Raw genomic sequence first — 18,815 nt, forward strand, 5'->3', positions numbered from 1 at the left:
TTTTTGTCAACGTTTATTTTTGTTTGTTTCTGATTTATTCATAAAATCCCACAAAAACAAAGAAAATACCAATAACACGGTAATTGATTCTTGTTTTTAATTTTTTTCTTCCTATAAATACTGTTTGATGATTCTTTGTGTGAATAGTAACTGTGAAAAACCAAACAAAAATGGTATAATACAAAACGACTATTGGATTAAGGAGTACTATCATGTTGCATATAACCCGAAAAAGCAAAATAAAGGAACTTGTCATCGAAAAGAAAAGCGTCACTGTTTCTGAACTGACGAAAATGTTCAATGTCACAGAAGAAACCATCCGCAGGGATTTAAAACAGCTAGAGGACGAAGGTTTCCTGAACCGCACCTATGGCGGCGCCTATATTTCCGACGGTGTCCAAAATGACGTCGATGTCAATCTTCGTGAATTCATCCATGTGGAAGGAAAAAAGAAAATCGCAGCCAAGGCTCTTTCCTATATCAAAAGCGGCGACTCGATCTTTCTTGATGCCTCGACGACATCCCTTGTCATCGCCAGCATGCTGACAAACCAAAAGCTTACCGTCGTGACCAATTCGATCAAAGTTGTCACAAAGTTGATGAATAACAGTAACATCAAGCTCGTGATCATTGGCGGCACCCTTTCCGGGTCATCATTATCGAACCTTGGCCGCACGGCGGAAACGAATATGGAGCATTATTTTTTCGACACTGCCTTCATCTCTTGCCGTTCGGTCAGCAGGCAGCACGGGATTACCGATTCCAATGAACAGCAGGCAGTCATCAGGAAAATAGCTGCTGAACACGCGAACAAAGTCTTCCTGATTGCGGATTATACAAAATTTGATAAAACGTCGTTCACAAGCATTTGCACCTTCGAGGAGATCAACACGATTATCGTTGATGAAGAACTCCCTCCAGAATGGCACAGCTTCCTCGCAGAAAAAGGCGTGCAGCTTGTCGAATGCGAATAAAAAGCCGGCAATGCCGGCTTTTTTCTTACGCTTTATTTTTGAACATATTCGGAAGGCTTTCTGTGTAAGGAGCATAGGCAATGCCATTCTCAGTGACAATCCCTGAAATCAGTTCATGGTCCGTTACATCGAAGGCTGGATTATATGTCTGCACATCCTTTGGCCCCATCGGTTTTTCATACCATTGGGTCGTGATCTCTTCAGCAGGCCTTAATTCGATATGGATGTCATCCCCTGTCTTGCACTCAAGGTCAATGGTCGATAGCGGCGCACATACATAGAAAGGGATATTATAATGCTTCGCGAGGATGGCGACCCCTGAGGTACCGATTTTATTGGCGGTATCCCCATTTGCGGCTACCCGGTCGCACCCTACCAGCACGGCCTGGACTTTCCCTTCCTTCATGACGATCGAAGCCATGTTGTCACAAATCAACGTGACATCGACACCTGCCTCCTGCAATTCCCACGCTGTAAGACGCGCCCCCTGCAGCAACGGGCGGGTTTCATCGGCAAACACCTTGAAGTCATATCCTCTTTCCTGCCCAAGGTAAATCGGCGCAAGAGCGGTACCATATTTAGCAGTGGCAATCGTTCCCGCGTTGCAGTGTGTAAGGATTCCCATCCCAGGCTCAAGCAATGACAGGGCATGCTCACCAATTGACTCGCACACCTTCTCATCTTCAGCACGGATCAATTCAGACTCCTCTTTTAAGGCACGCTTGACTTCAGAAACACTCTTTCCATTTTCGCTTTTGAGGCGAGCCTCCATCCGGTCAAGCGCCCAGAACAAGTTAACAGCAGTCGGCCTTGAAGACGCCAGATAGTCCTTCGCCTTTTTGAAGTCCTCATAAAGAGCGTCATATGAATCTGCTGCGGATTTTTTTGTCCCAAGGTAGACGCCATACGCTGCCGCGATGCCAATCGCCGGGGCCCCGCGTACCTTCAAGTAGTAAATCGCGTCCCAAATATCCTTCAATTCCTTCAGTTCAAGGAATTTCTTTTCGTTCGGCAAAAGCGTCTGATCCAGCAGGACCAGCGTATCTCTCTCGTCGTCAAGCCTTACCGATTGGATTGCATCCACTGGTTTTTCCATTCCCTTACCTCCTAGATGTTCTCGATACTTTCCTTGATCACCTTGATGAAATCTTCACCTGATCTCAAGTTGTTCCGTTCCAATATGAATCGCTTGCCCGCTGTGAGGCATAGCTTCTCCGCCGCTGAACGCATTCCTGCATCCTCTATGGAAGTGATATCCTTTACATGGGCAAGTCCAATAATCCTGCGGCACAGCTCCAGACCCGACACCGCCGCAGTATCGCGAAGCACAGTGTCTAAATAATAGTCCCTGAATCCTTCATAACGGGCTGTACGATCTGATGCATTCTCTTCCCAAGACCTGATGAACTTCTCCTTGAACAAGTCGATGATGTCGATGATCGTGTTTTGCAGGTACTCCATTTGGTCCGTCCTTTGTCCGGCATCGTCGATCGTGTACTTCGCATTGGCAAGGGCAAAGGTAAGGTTGGCGATGACATTGCCGACATCATAGCCCGCTGGCCCGTAGAACGCAAACTCCGGATCGATTACTTTCGTTGAATCTTCTTTTATAAAAATCGAACCTGTGTGAAGGTCGCCATGAAGTAGCGACTGGGCATTCGTCATGAATTCGAATTTCAGTTTCGCGGTTTCGAGCTGTAGCTCTTTGTCATTCCAGATGTGCTCCTGGACATAATCCCTTGTCGCCGGGAAAACATCATTGCGAGGGCAATCATAGAATGGCTCCGTGTAAACGAGGTCTTCCGTTATTTCACACAGTTCAGGATTCATGAAATTTTTGACGAGTTCTTTCTTTTCCTTATGCTCCATTACCACATCTGAGGTCAACAGCAGCGTGTTCACCATATAGGTGGTGATATGGTCTGCGAATAACGGAAACTTCTTATGATTGATCAACGCTGTCCTCATGATCTCATGGTCAGAAAGATCCTCCATTGCACAGCAGTTCATGATCGGGTCGTATCCGTACATCTTTGGCACAAACCCTGGCGCCAGCTTGTACTGGAGTTCCAGGATCTCGCTCTCGATCCGGTTGCGGTCCGGTGAAAGCTTGAATTCATCCGATATTCTCGCAACAGGTCCTGCCTGCTTAATGATCAGGGACTTATGATTTTTTTCATCTATTAATCTAAATACATAGTTGAGGTTGCCATCGCCGATTTCCTTGCATGAAAGCTCGGCATCGTTGTCAAAGAAATCCAGACGGGTTTTTGCATATTCGATTGCATCCGCCTCTGTCATTGTAAAATACTCGGTTGTGAAAGTAGCCATCTTTATTCCCCCACTCTACTTTTGTTTATAGTAAGTAAGCGCAAGCGCAAATGCCAATACCGTTCCTTTTACAATATCCATCGCATAATACGGGACAGACATCATGACCAATCCATTCGCAAGGATCCCAATCAGCACAGCTCCGACAAATGTCCCAAGTGCGTTCGGCTTGCCTGCCCCAAAGACAGAGAAACCGATGAAGGCCGCTGCAACGGAGTCCATTAGATACGGGGCTCCGGCATTGATTTCTGCGGTCATGACACGGGATGCAAGCACAATCCCGCCAATGGAAGCAAAGGTAGCGGATAGAAGGTAGGCCGCAATTTTGTATTTATTGACAGGGATGCCCGAAAGCCTCGCAGCCTCTTTGTTGCCGCCAATCACATACATATATCTGCCATGCTTGGTATACGTCAGGAGGATATGCACCAGGATGACAACAACAACCATGATCAGGATGATCCATGGCACTTGGCCGATTTTTGCGAAGAACGGACTGATCGTCCCCTCAGAAAAAGTCCCATCAGGCATGACCATGTTCTGGGAGACCGTCGCACCTTTTGTATATGTAAGGGCAATCCCCTGGATGATGAACATTGTCGCCAGTGTCATGAGCATGTCAGGAATCTTCATTTTCACGATCATGAAGGAATTGAGCGCGCCTACGATCAGCGCAGCAGCAATCGCCGAAAGGATCGCGATGAAAGTGTTCTGCGAAAACCACACAAACATCGATATGACAATCGCATTCGATAACGAAGCGACCGATCCTACCGAAAGGTCAAAGCCGTCGACCGTCAATGAAATGGTGATGCCAATCGCGATGATGGTCACTATCGAGATGGACCGTAGGATATTGACGATATTGTTTCCCTGGATGAAGCTCGGATTCGTTGCCGCGAATACAGCAATCAAGATAAAGATCGTAAGGATCGTTCCATATTTGTATAGAAAGTCAAAAAAATCGAACGTCTTACTTACTGTCTGTTTTGACGGAGCAGGATTTGGAACGCTCATCTTACTTGCCTCCTGTTGAATAGAATAGTAGTTCTTCTTCATTCGTTGACGCCGTTTCAAGCTCTTTGGCTATCTTCCCGTCATAGACGACATAGACACGGTCAGTGATGCCGATGATTTCAGACAGCTCACAAGAGGCGTATATGACCGCCTTCCCGCGCTGGGCAAGACCCGAAATCAGCTCGAAGATATCTTTTTTCGCCCCGACATCCACACCCTTTGTCGGCTCATCGAAAATATACACTTCCGCATCCGTCAGCAGCCATTTGCCTATCGCAACTTTCTGCTGGTTTCCGCCAGATAGGTTCTGGACTTTCGTGCTCTCCGACGGAGTCTTGATTCCCAGGCTCCCGATCATTTCCTTCGCCTTGTCCTTCTCTGCTTTGAAATCAAGGAAGCTTAGGATTTTAGCGAATCTTTGAAGATTGGCTGAACTAAGATTGCTGGATACCGATTCAGAGACAAGGATCCCTTCTTTCCTGCGTTCTTCCGGAACAAGGGCGATTCCTTGCCTTACCGCTTGATGGGGATTTTTAATCCGAAGCGGCTTTCCTTTAAGGATGATTTCACCGGCTGTTTTCTTCGTGGCGCCAAACAGCGTCTTGCAAAGCTCTGTTTTTCCAGCGCCTACAAGCCCGGCGACGCCTATGACCTCACCCGCCTTGACTTGCATGGAAATATCCTTGATGACTCCTTCATCATGCAAGCCTTTGACTTCAAGAAGCGTGTCTCCGATCATTACCTTGTTTTTAGGGAACTGGTCTTCGAGTTTCTGCCCCAGCATATGCTCGATGACCCTATTAGTCGTTGTTTCAGCGATTTTTTCCTTAGTGACGAATTTCCCGTTCCGCATCACGGTGATGTCATCGCAGATTTCGAACAGCTCCGGCAAGCGGTGGGAGATGAAGATGATGCCGACATTCCGCTCTTTAAGGTTGCGTACGATCCGGAATAATTCATTCGTTTCGGAATGGCTTAACGGCGCTGTCGGCTCATCGAGTATCAGGAACTTACAGTCTTTCAAGATTGACCTTCCGATCAGCACCATCTGTTTTTCAGCGAGCGTCAATTCGCTGACAAGCTTCCTTGTGGACACTTTTACATTCATGCTTTCAAGGATTTCTGCCGCTTTTTCGTGAATTTCTTTCCAGCTGACAATCTGCCTGGCCCCCATATCATTCACCATTTCATTCAGCATGATATTTTCACCGACAGTCAAATACGGGATCAGCGCCGTATCCACTTCCTGATATACGATCTGGATCCCATGCTGCTGCGCATCCTTAGGAGACCGGATGGTTATTTTCTCGCCATCAAGGTAGATCTCTCCCGTGTAGTGGCCGTAGGCTCCCGAGAGGACTTTCATCAATGTGGATTTCCCGGCCCCATTCGCCCCGATCAGGGCATGCGTGGTTCCGGTTTCCGTTGAGAAGCTTACATCATCCAGGGCCTTGACTCCGGGAAATTCAATGGTGATATCCTTCATTTCCAGCAACGTTCTTGTCACAGTCCTTCCCCCTTTCTGAAATGGAAATGAATCCAGTAAAGCAAACACTCTCTTACAGAGATGACCATAAGAGAGTGTGCTGCCCCTGTATCTTCAAATTATTTTTTATAGTGGTCTTTGAGTGTTTTCATCCAATCCTCAAGGAACGCATCAGAATTGCCCCAGCCATCGATGATGTTTGCCAGGCTTTGCATGTTGACAGGCTCTTTTGATGATTGGAGTGTTTTCTGGTCAATCATCGAAGGCTCCAGGTCATAGGTTTGAGGAGTTTCTTCGCCGGCTAGCTTCTTAGCCAGGATCCTCATGTTGATTTCACCGATCAGCTTAGGATCGACAGCGGCTGTATACTTCCATGGGCTACCTTTTTCCTGCATCAGCTGAAGGTCAGCATTTGATACGTCGATGCCATAAATCTTGATTTCATCCCTGCCAGCTTCTTTGATGGCACGGGCTGCACCAATCGCGAAAGCATCCCAAGTAGCGAAGATGGCATCGATCTCTCCTTTTTTATGCTTGTTCAGCATGGCGGAAACCGCGTTCTGTGTCTGGACAGAAGTGTCTGAAGCAGCGACACCGAATCGTTCAACTTCTTTTAAGCCAGGGTTCTTTTCAAGTACTTCCTTATATATGTTGTTGCGTCGGACCATCGGCGGGAATCCGTCGACCCACAGGTACACAATGTTGCCCTCGCCTTTCGTCTCCTTCACCAATTGGTCCAAAGCCAATTTTGCAAGGGCTTCGTCATCCTGGGATGTCAACGTCACGCCCTCCACATTCTTCAAATCGCCATTGGAGTCGAAAGTTACGACGCTCTTGCCAGCTTCAGTCAACTTCTTCACATCTTCTACAGTCGCAGCGTCATCACCATGTGAAATGATGAAGCCATCATAATTTTCCTGCAATCCTTGTGCAATCGCATCGTGGAATTTTGCGGTGTCGCCATTTGCCGTGAAAACATCAACCTGGAAGCCCATCGCTTCCCCTTCTGATTTGGCACCTGCAAGGAATTGGGCAGTATGGTCATCCCCGCCGATTTTCCTGATGACTTTGATTTTCATCTCATTGCCTTTCGCGAACTTCTCAGGCACATTCTCCAAGGAAACCTTTTCCTTCCCTTTAGCCGGCTCACTGGACCCGTTCGACGAACAGCCTGTCAATAAAAGGGTCATTGCCATGAATGATACTGCAGCACTTTTCAGAAAGTTTCTTTTCCTCATCTTTTTTCCCCCTCAGAATAATTGGATTCAAGCCTATCTACCCACGCCCAAGATGCCTATTTATCTAGCAGATAGAAGAATCAAGCATGAAGCGCTTACATATTGCTTAGATTTTATCACGCAAACCACCTTCATACAATGTTTTTTTTGAATTATTTATAATTTGTTTGGTTTTTATCCACAAAACCCACCGATTAGTCTTGTTTTATGTTGTTTTCGGAAGCATGGGGACGGTTCTCTTGCTCCAGCATGGGTGAAATGTGGGTGAAGCGCGGGGACGGTTCTTCTGCTTCATATAGGTGTGTTTGGTTTTCTTTTTGTAGAATTAAAGGGGATTACTTCCATTTAGCAGTGACTTTTGTAAGAGCCTTTATTGCCCTATAGGTAACCAAACGCCGTCTGGACCATCAGCCCAAAAGGGGATGACCCCCAACTAGAAACCAACACAAAACAAAGATAAACAAAGAAAAACAAAAACGAATGAAGGCATTCCTTGTCTGTTGTGCTTTGGAAAGGGAGTGAAGCACGAGAACCGTCCCCCTGCTCCACACCCCTGCTCCACAAGAAAATGAAGCACGAGAACCGTCCCTGTGCTTCACCTGTGCTTCAATTAAAGACGTATTAAAGACATTGTCTTAATTTGTGGGGGTGGATATGATGGGGGTGTAAGTATTCTGAATATATCGAAAATGTTGGGTGTTTTCGGAATATCTTATCCTATTTAACTATTCAAGAGGGGGATTGGCTTATGGAGTCGGGTATTAAAGAAAATCCTATTGTTCCTGGCGGGGAGATGAAGGTTAAGAAGAACTTTTTAAGCTATTTGGGTCCGGCATTCATTACGTCGGCACTGGTGCTTGGCCCTGGCAGTTTGACTTTGTCTTCGAAGATCGGTGCCATTTATGGGATGCAGCTGATTTGGGTTTTGGTGGTTGTCGTGTTTTTCATGATGATGTACACCGAGATGAGCACGAGGATCGGCCTTGCCTCGAAAGAGTCTTTCATCCAGGTAATGAAGAAGAAATGGGGCAAACCCGCTTCAGTGCTGATTGGATTGGGCGCTTTTCTTGTGACCGCATCCTTCCAGGCAGGAAATGCACTTGGTTCCGGTCTGGCTGTTTCAACGATCACCGGCTTTTCTTCAACTTTCTGGATCATTACGATCACCTTGCTTGGAATGGCGCTTTTATTCGCGAGGAACTTCTATCAGTTACTTGAAAAATTAATGCTCGGCCTTGTACTTCTCATGCTCTTCTCCTTTGCTATCACTCTCGTTCTAACAAAACCATCCATTGCCGATATCTTTTCAGGCTTTGTCCCTGTCATCCCTGACGGTTCACTGCCTCTCATCATCGCCCTTACCGCCACAAGCTTTTCCATTGTCGGGGCCGTCTATCAATCTTACTTAGTCCAGGAAAAAGGCTGGACGCTCCAGCAAAACAGTACGAGTATCAAAGAAACATACTTGGGCATTTTCATCCTTGGCTTCATTTCCATGATGATCATGATTTGCGCCGCTGCCATCCTCAAGCCTCAGGGAATCGTCGTCAATTCGGTCTCGGAGATGGGATTGGCTCTGGAGCCCCTCTATGGAAACTGGGCTACTGTCTTGTTCATGGTTGGATTATTCGGCGCATCTTTCTCCTCGCAAATGGGGAATGCCACCATCGGCGGTTCCCTGCTGGCTGACGGGCTGGGCCTCGGCAGCAAACTGTCCTCCAAAGCTGTGAAAAGCCTTATTTTACTAGTCATGGTATTCGGCTCCCTAATTGGGTTGGTTTTTGGCGGCGCACCGATCAATATGATCATCTTCGCCCAGGCCATCACGATTGTCATCGTTCCATTCATTGCGATTGCCATCCTTGTCGTCGCAAATGATGAAAAAATCATGGGGCCATTGAAGAATACGCTTTGGAAAAATACTGCTGGCGCCGCTGGGCTGATCGTCCTCCTTTTGCTGGCAGCCAACAATATTATCAATATCTTTTTCAAATAAATCCGGAGGTGCTTTACATGAAAACCATATCAGAAGTAGAAGAAATAATGACCATTCCCTCTGACGAATTAATCAATGATCTTTGCGGCCTTGATGGTGACATCCTGATTCTCGGTGTAGGCGGAAAAATGGGGCCGACTCTTGCAAAAGTGGCCGTCCGAGCCCTGAGGAAAGGAAATTCGGCCAAAAAGGTCATCGGTGTTTCGAGATTCTCTTCCGGCACCCTGCAAGAGGAGCTCAAGGCAGCCGGCGTTGAAACAATCGCAGCCGACCTGATGAATGATGAAGATCTTCAGAGTCTCCCAAATGTGAAAAATATCATTTATATGGCAGGAAATAAATTCGGGACAAAAGGCAATGAACATTATACATGGGGAATGAATGCGTATCTTCCTGGTCGTGTCGCCGACAAATTCAAGGATTCCCGGATTGTTGTTTTTTCAACGGGAAATGTGTATCCACTTGTACCTGTCTCGCAGGGAGGCTGTGACGAAGAGCATCCTGTCAACCCAGTCGGCGAATATGCTCAATCCTGTCTGGGAAGGGAAAGGATTTTCACGAATTTCTCTTATCGAAACGGCACGCCTACGACTATCTTCCGCCTGAATTACGCGATTGACATGCGCTATGGTGTTCTTCTGGAGATTGCCCGCCAGGTATATGAGGACAAACCGGTCGACCTGACAATGGGCCATGTGAATGTCATCTGGCAGGGAGATGCCAATGAATACGCTCTCCGTTCACTATTGCTGGCTGACAATCCTCCGGCAATCCTCAATGTGACTGGCCCTGAAACGATTTCCGTCAGATGGCTGGCCGAGCAGTTTGGCAAGGCGTTCAATAAAACCGTTTCATTTATTAATGAAGAGCAGCCGACCGCTTTGCTGAACAATGCCTCAAAAGCGCACCAGCTCTTTGGCTATCCAAAGGTGTCATTGAATCAGATGATCTCTTGGACAGCCGACTGGGTGAAGCAAGATGGCTATGTACTGAACAAACCTACACATTTCCAAGAACGTCAAGGAGCGTTTTAACATGCTGAAGAATGAGATAAATAAATTATTGTTTGAAGGCACCGTGATCCCAGCCCACCCTCTGGCGCTGAACGAAGACCGAAGCCTGGATGAGGACAGCCAGAGAAGACTGACGAACTATTACATGGATGCAGGGGCAGGAGGAATCGCTGTCGGCGTCCATACAACGCAATTTGAAATCAGGGACCCTGAATTCAACCTTTATGAAAGGGTTTTGCGGCTTGCTGTCGAAGAAATTAATAAGAAGAAACTCACTCGCCCATTCATCAAAATAGCAGGGATATGCGGGCCCGTACATCAAGCAGTTGAAGAAGCGCAGATCGCAAAGGGCTTAGGATATGATATGGGACTGTTAAGCAATGGAGGTTTGGCAGGGCTGTCAGAAGCAGAATTGCTTGAGCGCACCCGGAAGGTTGCCGAAGCGATACCTGTATTCGGCTTTTACCTGCAGCCCTCTGTCGGCGGACGGATTTTCTCTTATGAATTCTGGAAGGAATTTGCCGAAATCCCAAATGTGCATGCGATTAAAATCGCCCCTTTCAACCGATACCAAACACTTGATGTCGTAAGGGCAGTGTGCCACTCTTCACGCAATGAGGAAATTGCCCTGTATACCGGCAACGATGATAATATCGTCAACGATTTGCTGACCACGTATCAAATCCAGGTCAATGGCCATCCCGTCAAAAAGCAGATCATCGGCGGACTGCTCGGCCACTGGGCGGTTTGGACGAAAAAGGCAGTGGAGCTGTTCGAAGAAATCAAAGCTGTCAGGAACAATGAACAGATTCCCGCTTCCTTCCTGACACTAGCCCAGGAAATTACCGATACGAACGCCGTGCTGTTCGATACGGCCAATAGCTTCAAAGGCTGCATAGCAGGAATAAACGAGGTACTGGCCCGGCAAGGATTGATTAAAGGAAACTGGTGCCTTCTTGAAAAAGAAAAGCTAAGTCACGGCCAGGAAAACGAAATCGACCGGATTTACAGGGATTATCCGCACTTGAATGATGATGCTTTTGTAAAACAGATCCTTTTTGAATCTACTAATAGGAGAAATCCGTTCTAATCAATTGCCTATGAAACGGCCATCATTACTGGACACTTTCCCTTATGGAGAGTGTTCAGCTTTTTACCGGAGGGAATTCATGCAGAACCAAATCCAGATAGGAGTCATCGGCCCCGAGATCCTTTTTGAAAAACTGAACAATTGTTTGAAAATGTTCCCTAATTTCCAGCCTGTATTCCGGCTTTCCAATCAAATCCTTGATGCTCCCCGTTTCACAAAGGAACTGGCAAACCAAGTTGATGTCCTTCTGTATTCAGGGTGGCCGCCTTATTCCCTCTCCAAGCAGGATATCCCCGCCCACATTCCGGCCCATTATATCCCATTGAAAGGGTCGGGCCTGTACAGGGCTTTGTATAAAATAAAGCAAATCCAGCCAGCTATAAACGGCCTGTCGTTAGATACTTTGCCTGCAGCAGAAGTAAAACGCGCGCTCAAGGAAGTGAATGAAACCTTTCCTGTCTTCCATTTTGAAAGTGCCTTCCATATGGATCGATTGAAGGAGATGGTCCATTTCCATCAAACCTCCTTCGAATCCGTGAAAACAAATTGCGCGATAACAGGAATCAAGGCCGTTGCGGATGAGCTTGCTGAATTGGGCATCCCAAACCAGTGGGTTGTCCCAACCGACGAGGATATCATCGTGACACTTGAACGCGCCCTCCTGTCAACGGAAAAGCGGAGGAATCGCGAATCCCAGATTGTATTCGGCCTGATTCAGGTAGACGGCTACCATGAACTCGTGAATCAAATAACATCAGAGCATCTGATCCAGCGGCAAAACCTCCGCCTGTATCGCCTGATCCTCGATTATGTCGAACAGCTTGAAGGCCATTTGACCTCGCTCAGCGGAAATGAATACATGTTCATCACAACAAGAGGGGTATTCGAGCGGATCACACAGGGATACAAATGGATCCCTCTCATCGAAGAGGCGAAGAAGCAATTGAAAATGGAACTATCCATGGGTGTCGGATTTGGATTATCCGCGAATGAGGCAGGCACTCACGCGCGGATCGCCCTAATGCAGGCAAAGGACTTTGGCGGTGGGTGCTGTTTCATTGTAAAGGAAGACCGCAGCGTGTTCGGACCGGTAGAAATGTCCGCGCCAATCTCCTATCCTTTGTATATCACCGATGAGACCTTGCTGAAAAAAGCGGAACAGGCAGGAATGTCAGCAATTTACCAGCAAAAACTGATTTCCCTGATAAAAAGGAAGCAGGACAGCCAATTCACGGCTCATGAGCTGGCCGAAACGCTGGGAATAACAGCCCGCAGTGCCCATAGGATCATATTGAAATGGCTTGATGCCGACCTCATCTCCATCATAGGGATGGAAAAAATGTCGACCAGAGGCCGTCCGCGCCAAGTATACCAGCTGAAAGACAGCGATTATTTTACAAAGCAAGGAGGAAGATGAATGAAAATATTGACCATTGGCATGATCGGCCTTGATACCTCTCATTGCCTCGAATTCACCAAGCTTTTGAACAATCCGGACCACCCCTTCCACATTGAAGGCGGCAGGGTCGCCTATGCTTTCCCCTTCAGCTCCGAAGACTTGGAAATCAGCAGGAACCGGGTGCAAGGTTATACAGAAACACTTCACAACGACCATTCAGTGGAAATCACCCATTCCATCGCAGAAACCGCTGAAGCGAGTGACGCGATTCTCTTAACCGCAGTCGACGGCAGGAAGCACCTTGAATTATTTAAACAGCTGCTCTCTTATAAAAAACCTGTGTTCATCGACAAACCATTGGCCACTTCCTTGAAAGATGCAGAAGAAATATACGCTTTGGCAAAAGAATATGATATCCCTGTCATGAGTTCCTCTTCCCTCCGCTACGCTGAATCCTTTCACCAGCTGGTTGAAGAACATCATGAAGACATCAGCGGGATCTACGTCCACGGCCCCCTCCCCATGCAGCCACTCATGCCCGGCTACTTCTGGTATGGGATCCATATGGTCGAAATGGTCATCGCCGCAATGGGGACAGGCGCATCGGGCATAACGATGAAAAAAAGCAGCGATCATGAAACGGCGATTATCGAATGGAGCGACGGCAGACATGCCGTCATAAGAGGGGAAAACGAATGGCACTCCCGCTTTGGCGCAACACTCCATACAAAGGACGCATTTTACCATGCAGACATCACAAAAGACAGCAAACCATTCTACGCCAGCCTCCTAGAACAAGCCATGCACTTTTTCAAAACAAAAAACAGCCCCATCCCAAAAGAAGAAACCCTAGAAATCATCAAACTAATCGAAATGATCAACCACTCAAGAGCGTGAAGCAGGGGGACGGTTCTCCTGCTTCATTTTTTATGCCCGGCAGCAGAGCACAGGGACGGTTCTCCTGCTTCATTTCCAGCTAACGACTGGAGCAGGAGAAGAACGAAATCGCTCCGCGATGGCTTCCAAGTCTAGTTTAAACAGTTAAAAAAGTGCGTAAAAAAAGAAAAGTTTCCTTTCTTATTGTATTGTTTAATCGCCAAACCAAACAAATACAATAGAAAGAAACTTTTCACTATGATCATAACTCAAAACCATCGAAAATTATATAACACACATTCCCTTATTAGAGCCCCTCCTGCCTCTTGATTTAAAATATCAATTTAAAAACAGGAAGCACACAATGAATCAATATGATCAAAAAGTAAACTTGTGCTTCGAACTCAAAAATACTCCCGAGTCTTCAAGAGAGTCCTATTCAAGAAGGATACGTTCATTCATCTCTTTCATGACTGAACAAGATCGTCCGATTGATAGAACGACCTTTGAGGATATCCAGGATTATATCCTCCATTTAAAAAATGAGCGGAGGCTGTCGGCCGGGACCATCAATGCATATATCTCTTCTGTCCGATTCTTCTATACGTATGTCCTGGAGAAGGAATGGAATCCAATGAAGGTTCCAAGGATGAGGCGTACCCAGTCATTTCCCGGCATCCCTTCCAGGGAGTCGTTACACCCACAGGATTGCCATTTCAAATAACCGGATCATTTCCATTGATGAGGATACCGTCACCTTTGGAGTGACCCAAAAATCAAAAAGCACGATGAGCAGATGACACCGCTCGTCGTGCCTTTTTTCACGCAAAACTTCCGATTGTCCGCTTTAAGAACCGTCCCTGCGTTTCATTATATTAAAATAACACTAATTTTGTGTTAAATGGTTGTTACATCGGGACAGGGATTGGTTTTTTCTTTTATTATGGTATAAGGTGTTTTTTTAAATCTTTGTTTTTAGGGGTGTGGTAGATGAGTGCCAAGCGCAGGTACATCTATGAGATTCATTATATTAGAGCGATTGCGAGTTTGATGGTACTACTCGTCCATGTTTCTGCGAGTTATTTTTATCAGCAAGGCCAGCAGTATAATGATTTTACTTTTTTCATTAATCAAATCAGCCGTTTTGGAACACCGATGTTTGCGATGATTAGTGGCTTCCTGCTTTTCTATCAGACAAGGGAGAGAGGCTTCGACCTTAAAAAGTTTTTCTCAAGCCGTTTTACCAAAATTGGCATTCCTTTTTTCGTATGGAGTGTCTTTTATTTGCTATTTATGTATTATGCAGAAAATGTTAATCCACTGGAAAATGGCCGCAAATTATTTGTCGTGAATTTTTTGTCGGGCAATGCTTTTTATCATTTATATTTTATCTCTATCGTTTTTCAGTTTTATTTAATTTTCTCGATTTTACAGGTGTTTCGTTCAAGAAGGCATTGGCCGGTCCTGCTGGGTATCGCGGCTCTTGTTAACCTGTATTTCCTGAAAACCGCGTTGCCTGCAGACCTGGATGGACTCCTGGCTGAGTTCTTGAATCAGAGGGCATTCCTGCCAAAGTGGATTTACTTTTTTATTTTTGGCGGGTTTCTTGCGTATTATTGGGAACCGCTTCTGGCATTTTCGAAACGGTATAAAATCGCCCTTTCTGGAGCTGCGTTGGTGTTGACTGTTCTGGCAGTCCTGGAATATAAGCAGGTTGGTTCCATTCCATCAAACCGGCCTACCAACCTAATCAATATTCCTGTTTTAGTCCTGTTTTTAGCCGGCATAATGGAAGATATCAGGAAAACGGAGTGGCTGAGCAAATTCCTTAAAACCATCGGAACCTTATCCATGGCAATCTATCTGGTCCATCCGTTCGTGATTTATGTGTTTCAAAAAACAGCGCCAGCATTCTTCTGGAAAACATCATTATTCCCAGTAACGTACGGAATCATCCTGGCACTTACTATTGTGTTGGTGAAAGCAATACGACTGCTGCCGTACAGCAACTATATTTTAACAGTTCCTAAAGTAAAAACATCCAATGAACCAATACCCACCAGAAACATAACAAGCCAAACCATGGGGGGAAGCAGGGGGAAGCAGGGGGACGGTTCTCGTGCTTCATTTCCAGATAACAAATGAAGCACGAGAACCGTCCCTGCGTTTCATACCTTCCTTTTTAAGCCCTGAAAATGATGCTTGCTGAGATTCCCAATATTCTTGCAGCCTGGCGTTGTGTCAATCCTTCGACGGTTTTTAAGTCCTTTAGCACTTCAACTCGCTCATGCCTCGGCAGGCTTTTTACCTGGGCGATTTCCACTCCCTTTAGCATTTTCTTGATTTCCTGCCTCGCTTCATCGTCAGACAATCTTCTTTTTCCTGTGCGATTATTCAAACACTCATCCTCGTTTGGAGTTTCGTTGTATTCCCTGAACTGTTCCCTCGCAAAATTATTGTTTTCGGAGAATAACCTAAGAGCTGGATCCTGATCAAGTAAACCTCCCGGATAATATGGTTTTCCGTAGTACCCGGCACAACTGCTCCACCGCCATTCATCCACCCTTTCAATAATCCCTGCTTTGACTGGATTCTGATGGATGTACCTTAAGACAGTCTTGAAGTAACGGACACTTTCGACGTTTTCACTTCTGAACCGGTCCTGAAAAAGGTGCCCCGTCGTTTGATACTTCAAGTTATAATACGAGGCATAACTTACACCGATCCGCTTCATCGTTATCGATAAATCCTCATTCCCCTCTTTCAAAAGAAGATGGACATGATTCCCCATCAAACACCATCCGTACAAACTAAATTCCGCTATCTCTTTGTACCGTTTAACAATATCAAGAAATTTCATGTTGTCGAATTCATCATGGAAGATTTCCTGCCGATTAGCACCTCTCAGCATCACATGGTAAATCCCATTCACGCTTTTCTGCCTGGCTCTGCGCGGCATTTCAGTATCACCACCATATTAGAAATATAAAAAACAGCCAAAATAACTTGGGATAAACAAGAAATGAAGACAATCAGAAAAAAGTTTAGAAGGTTGAAAAAAACGATGAGGGTCGAGAAAAAGAGAATCAGGGGTTTGGTCATGAAGCCCTACAGGGGTTTAGTATAATGATATAACATTTATCAAAACATTTCACCATTTCTTTTTGGAGCACGGGGACGGTTCTTCTGCTTCACTTCCGCAAAAAAGTGAAGCACGAGAACCGTCCCCGTGCTTCACATTTACTTTATAGGAATATGAATCCTGAGATTCCTGCGAGCAGGCCGTACAGGATGGCTGGTCCGAGTGTTTTGCGGATGATTTCACCTTCCCTGCCGGAGAGGCCGACGACTGCGCTTGCGGCAACGACGTTGTGTACGCAGATCATATTGCCTGCTGCTCCGCCAATCAGCTGCAAGGCAAGTACGGTGTTAACGTCAAGGCCTACCTGGCCAGCAACATTGTACTGGATCGGCGAGAAAGTCAGGGTTGATACCGTGGCACTGCCGGTAATGAACGCACCCAATTCTCCAAGGAACGGAGCGACGAAAATCCACACAGACCCCAGTGAACCGGCAAGCGCTTCTGCTATGTACTGCGGCATGCTGATCAGTTCATTGACATTCATGCCAGAGTTAACAAACACTTGCACCATGGAAAGCGTGGCAATCAATGATATCGCGGTCATTTTCATGGATAAAAGCGACTCTTTTGATGCTTTGACAAAAGTATTCGCGGACTTCCTTTGAATGATGAACGCTAATATCGCTGCCAGCGTCAGCACTGTTCCGGGCGAATAGAGGAATCCCCAGCCGGAAGTGACACCTTCGACTCCTAGAATATTGCTCCAGGTAAAATCGATCGCCGTGTTTGTAAATTCTTTTAGCCATGGGACGATCCGCGTGATCAGCAGCAGGGCGACCACAATAAGATACGGAGACCATGCTGTGACGATTCCCATCTTTGATTTTTCCGTTGACGCCTGGAATCCTTCGCTCAACGCATCTTTCCATTCCGTCTTTGGAAGCAGCACGCCCTTCTTCGCAGTGAAAGTCGCGACAAGAAGGCCAGTAAGCGATGCTAAAATCGAAACGAATTCATTGCCGAACAAGATTGCATACAACAAGGCGCTGCCTGTATAGATAACTCCGATCAGCAACGTCCAAGGAAGCATCGGAAGCGCATCTTTGAACCCTTTTCCGAAGAAAACTGTCAATATGACAATCAGGATGAACGGAATGAAAGTCCCAGCTAACAAATCAAGGCTTGTCACCCTTATCGCTATCTCATTGAAAAAAGAGATATTAGCATCCGGAATGTTACTTAATCCGACAGCAATTGGCGTCCCGACCGCTCCAAAAGCTACGGCTGTACTGTCAGCAATCAAGGCGATCGTCGCGGCAGCAATCGGGTTAAAGCCAAGCGCAATCATCAGCGGGCCAGTAACCATCGCAGGCGTCCCGAACCCGGCTGCCCCTTCAATCAAAGAACCAAATAGAAAGGCAACGATGATGACTTGCACACGCATATCCCCCGAAATGCTTTGAAAGCCCTGGTTGATACGGTCAACCGCCCCGGTATTTCGAAGTGTGTTCAATAAGACAAGAGCGCCAAACAAAATCCACAGGATCGTCAGTGTCTTATGAGTACCCTGAAGAATAGAAGAAACCACCACTTTCCCTTCCATCCCCCAAACCATGAGCGCCAACAAAATAACAATCAGCGAACTTAATGTCATTCCCTTGGCGGCAGGCATCCTCATCACGACCAAAAAAAGAAATGGTGCGATGATCGCCGTTAACGCAATCAACAAATACATACTAGTCCTCCCCCTAGCCCCATGTAAAAATAAAGCGTTTTCATTATATGGCAACTTATCATTTCATAAGGTCATCTGATGACCTTATTATTAATATGTCATAAATTCAATTTTTGTTCAATAAGAATTTAAAGCAAAGTTGACTATGTAACTTTTCTCATATGGCAAACCCGCAATCCATGCTAAGATGGTTGAAAAATACAGCGTATAACTAAGCAAAGGAGCGTAATTGAATGAGCTGTGGATGTTCTAGTTTGAAGGATGGCAAGGCAATCGTGGATCATGTAAAAAGCAAGGGAAAAGAAAACCAGCCTCCCAGGGTCCAACATGAAATTATTTGTGAATGCGGGGAGCTATTCACTTTGGAAAAAGTCATCATGAACTGCCCTGGCTGTGGAATGACTTACGGCGTAACACCCTGCAGTTCCGCAGATAAACATAACGTCAAGCCAGCAGGCATAAAATATGCATAAGAAAAATCCCTCATTAAATTGAGGGATTTCAGTTTGTAGACAAAAGGGGTTCGGAATGCTCACATTCCGAACCCCTTTTTGAATTTCATCGGATTTTTCAAAGGA

General features: G+C 46.1%; 16 protein-coding genes and 1 pseudogene. 9 read left to right on the plus strand and 8 right to left on the minus strand.

Annotated features, from left to right (window positions below; genetic code table 11):
- Nucleotides 1-212 precede the first annotated feature (212 nt).
- Complete coding sequence (locus tag JJQ88_RS12405) at nucleotides 213-974, plus strand: DeoR/GlpR family DNA-binding transcription regulator (RefSeq protein WP_210366215.1); 762 nt, start codon at nucleotides 213-215, stop codon at nucleotides 972-974.
- Between the two features lie 25 nt (nucleotides 975-999).
- Here the strand turns inward: JJQ88_RS12405 and mtnA are convergent, their stop codons facing one another.
- The 5 genes from mtnA to JJQ88_RS12430 form a co-directional block, all read right to left on the minus strand.
- Entirely contained in the window at nucleotides 1,000-2,070 is a 1,071-nt protein-coding gene (gene mtnA / locus JJQ88_RS12410; RefSeq protein ID WP_210366216.1) for an S-methyl-5-thioribose-1-phosphate isomerase, read from the minus strand.
- An 11-nt stretch (nucleotides 2,071-2,081) separates the two neighbouring features.
- On the minus strand, nucleotides 2,082-3,305 hold the full coding sequence (mtnK, locus tag JJQ88_RS12415) for an S-methyl-5-thioribose kinase (protein WP_210366217.1): 1,224 nt from the start codon (nucleotides 3,303-3,305) through the stop codon (nucleotides 2,082-2,084).
- Between the two features lie 15 nt (nucleotides 3,306-3,320).
- On the minus strand, nucleotides 3,321-4,322 hold the full coding sequence (locus JJQ88_RS12420; protein WP_210366218.1) for an ABC transporter permease: 1,002 nt from the start codon (nucleotides 4,320-4,322) through the stop codon (nucleotides 3,321-3,323).
- Between the two features lies 1 nt (nucleotide 4,323).
- Nucleotides 4,324-5,808: a sugar ABC transporter ATP-binding protein gene (locus JJQ88_RS12425; protein WP_210366236.1), complete on the minus strand. Its 1,485-nt coding sequence runs from the start codon at nucleotides 5,806-5,808 to the stop codon at nucleotides 4,324-4,326.
- A 119-nt stretch (nucleotides 5,809-5,927) separates the two neighbouring features.
- Nucleotides 5,928-7,046, minus strand: coding sequence for a sugar ABC transporter substrate-binding protein (locus tag JJQ88_RS12430; RefSeq protein ID WP_210366219.1), 1,119 nt, complete (start codon nucleotides 7,044-7,046; stop codon nucleotides 5,928-5,930).
- A 748-nt stretch (nucleotides 7,047-7,794) separates the two neighbouring features.
- On the opposite strand from JJQ88_RS12430, the gene JJQ88_RS12435 reads away from it, so the two are divergent.
- From JJQ88_RS12435 to JJQ88_RS12470, 8 genes and pseudogenes are all read left to right on the plus strand, one after another.
- Nucleotides 7,795-9,042 (plus strand): Nramp family divalent metal transporter, encoded by a 1,248-nt coding sequence (locus JJQ88_RS12435; protein ID WP_210366220.1) that lies wholly within the window; start codon nucleotides 7,795-7,797, stop codon nucleotides 9,040-9,042.
- A gap of 17 nt (nucleotides 9,043-9,059) precedes the next feature.
- Complete coding sequence (locus tag JJQ88_RS12440; RefSeq protein ID WP_210366221.1) at nucleotides 9,060-10,076, plus strand: NAD-dependent epimerase/dehydratase family protein; 1,017 nt, start codon at nucleotides 9,060-9,062, stop codon at nucleotides 10,074-10,076.
- Between the two features lies 1 nt (nucleotide 10,077).
- Nucleotides 10,078-11,145: a dihydrodipicolinate synthase family protein gene (locus JJQ88_RS12445; RefSeq protein ID WP_210366222.1), complete on the plus strand. Its 1,068-nt coding sequence runs from the start codon at nucleotides 10,078-10,080 to the stop codon at nucleotides 11,143-11,145.
- A 79-nt stretch (nucleotides 11,146-11,224) separates the two neighbouring features.
- Nucleotides 11,225-12,562: a GGDEF domain-containing protein gene (locus JJQ88_RS12450; RefSeq protein WP_210366223.1), complete on the plus strand. Its 1,338-nt coding sequence runs from the start codon at nucleotides 11,225-11,227 to the stop codon at nucleotides 12,560-12,562.
- On the plus strand, nucleotides 12,563-13,441 hold the full coding sequence (locus JJQ88_RS12455; RefSeq protein ID WP_210366224.1) for a Gfo/Idh/MocA family oxidoreductase: 879 nt from the start codon (nucleotides 12,563-12,565) through the stop codon (nucleotides 13,439-13,441).
- Nucleotides 13,442-13,784: 343 nt separating this feature from the next.
- The gene (locus JJQ88_RS12460) at nucleotides 13,785-14,144 is read left to right on the plus strand and encodes a site-specific integrase (protein ID WP_210366225.1); all 360 of its coding nucleotides are present in this window, start codon (nucleotides 13,785-13,787) and stop codon (nucleotides 14,142-14,144) included.
- A pseudogene (locus tag JJQ88_RS21895) lies at nucleotides 14,113-14,187 on the plus strand (transposase); the annotation flags it as partial. The gene JJQ88_RS12460 and the pseudogene JJQ88_RS21895, both read left to right, overlap by 32 nt.
- A gap of 223 nt (nucleotides 14,188-14,410) precedes the next feature.
- A complete protein-coding gene (locus JJQ88_RS12470) occupies nucleotides 14,411-15,565 on the plus strand; it encodes an acyltransferase (protein WP_210366226.1) in 1,155 nt (384 codons plus the stop codon).
- A gap of 37 nt (nucleotides 15,566-15,602) precedes the next feature.
- Here JJQ88_RS12470 and JJQ88_RS12475 read toward each other — a convergent pair whose 3' ends face one another.
- The 3 genes from JJQ88_RS12475 to JJQ88_RS12485 all read right to left on the minus strand — a co-directional run.
- Nucleotides 15,603-16,379 carry a transposase gene (locus tag JJQ88_RS12475; RefSeq protein WP_210366227.1) on the minus strand — a complete coding sequence of 259 codons (777 nt, stop codon included), beginning with the start codon at nucleotides 16,377-16,379 and terminating at the stop codon, nucleotides 15,603-15,605.
- 286 nt (nucleotides 16,380-16,665) lie between these two features.
- Nucleotides 16,666-18,237: an L-lactate permease gene (locus JJQ88_RS12480; protein WP_210366228.1), complete on the minus strand. Its 1,572-nt coding sequence runs from the start codon at nucleotides 18,235-18,237 to the stop codon at nucleotides 16,666-16,668.
- Nucleotides 18,238-18,590: 353 nt separating this feature from the next.
- A partial coding sequence (locus JJQ88_RS12485) for a hypothetical protein (protein WP_210366229.1) occupies nucleotides 18,591-18,815 on the minus strand: 225 nt, incomplete at its 5' end.

Source organism: Bacillus sp. REN3 (assembly GCF_017912555.1).
Taxonomy (GTDB): Bacteria; Bacillota; Bacilli; order Bacillales; family Cytobacillaceae; genus Mesobacillus.